Origin of the sequence: Microbacterium sp. B24 (genome assembly GCF_000333415.1) — a bacterium.
Taxonomy (GTDB): domain Bacteria; phylum Actinomycetota; class Actinomycetes; order Actinomycetales; family Microbacteriaceae; genus Microbacterium.
In genome coordinates, this window is the sequence record NZ_BADB01000492.1 from 1 (window position 1) to 1,294 (window position 1,294).

1 protein-coding gene and 1 pseudogene are annotated in these 1,294 nt (G+C 70.2%); one reads left to right on the top strand and one right to left on the bottom strand.

The window, feature by feature from the left end; translation table 11 throughout:
• Positions 1-457 (bottom strand): annotated as a pseudogene (locus I5I_RS14205) (hypothetical protein); the annotation flags it as partial.
• Positions 458-544: 87 nt separating this feature from the next.
• On the opposite strand from I5I_RS14205, the gene I5I_RS14210 reads away from it, so the two are divergent.
• Positions 545-1,234 (top strand): response regulator transcription factor, encoded by a 690-nt coding sequence (locus I5I_RS14210; RefSeq protein WP_036321213.1) that lies wholly within the window; start codon positions 545-547, stop codon positions 1,232-1,234.
• Positions 1,235-1,294: the final 60 nt, after the last annotated feature.

The following is a 1,294-nucleotide window of genomic DNA, read 5'->3' on the forward strand; positions in this document are numbered from 1 at the left end:
AACCGTACTGGCTCACCGCCTGCGACAGCAGCGACTCCTGCTGCGCGGGCGAGCGCCAACCGCTCGTGACGAAGAAGCTGACGCCGTCGGCGTAGGCCTGGGTGCTCGCGCGCTGGAGGGCGTCGAGGAGTGCGGGATCCATCCGCGAGATGCCCGGGTACTGCGTGTCGAACTGGGTCACCCCCCAGGGCAGGTAGCCGTCGGCGACGGACGTCGCCGCATCGGTGGGGGCATCCGTCTCGCCGAGGCTCGGCGCAGACGACGACGTCGACGAGTCCGACATCGACCCGCGGGACTCGGCGGGTGGCAGGTGCGTCAGCGGGTCTCCGAGCAGCAGCATCAGCACCGTGGCGGTGACCAACACGAGAGCTGCGGTCATCCCGGCGGCGAGAAGCCATCGCCGGCGGAGGTGGTGGGCAGAGGGGGCCGCGGGCGGAGTGGAGAGGTGAAGTGCCATGCGGGCGAGTCAAACGCGGAGGCCGTTGCGGGAGCGTCGCCGAAATCCGATACGCCGACGATATGCGTGGCCTCTTAGCATCGAAGAATGCGCGTGCTGGTCCTGGAGGACGAACCCCTGCTGGCCGATGCGATCCGTGACGGGCTGCGCCTGGAAGCGATCGCGGCCGACCTCGCGGGCGACGGCGATACCGCGCTGGAGTTGCTGTCCTACACCGACTACGACGTCGCCGTGCTCGATCGCGATGTTCCGGGGACATCGGGAGATGCGGTCGCGGCGTCGATCGTGCAGGGCGGCACGGGGGTGCCGATCCTCATGCTGACCGCCGCCGACCGCCTCGACGACAAGGCGTCGGGATTCGAGCTGGGCGCCGATGACTACCTCACCAAGCCGTTCGCGATGCGCGAGCTCGTTCTGCGGCTGCGCGCCCTCGAGCGTCGTCGCCGACGGGTGCGCCCACCCGTGCGCGAACTCGCCGGCATCCGCCTCGACCCCTTCCGTCGTGAGGTGTACCGCGACGGTCGCTATGTCGCGCTCACTCGCAAGCAGTTCGCCGTCCTGGAGGTGCTGCTCGAAGCGGGCGGCGGCGTCGTCAGCGCCGAGGAACTGCTCGCACGCGCCTGGGACGAGAACGCCGATCCTTTCACCAACGCGGTCCGCATCACGGTGTCCGGTCTGCGTCAACGGCTCGGTGGTCCCGCCGTGATCGCGACGGTCTCCGGCGTCGGCTATCGCGTCGAGGTGCCNGGCGTCGACCCTNAGGCGGAGGGGAAGTGAGTGCGACACCCTCGTCGTCTCCCGGTGCGCGCCGGCGTGCCCCGGGGCTGACCTTCCGGG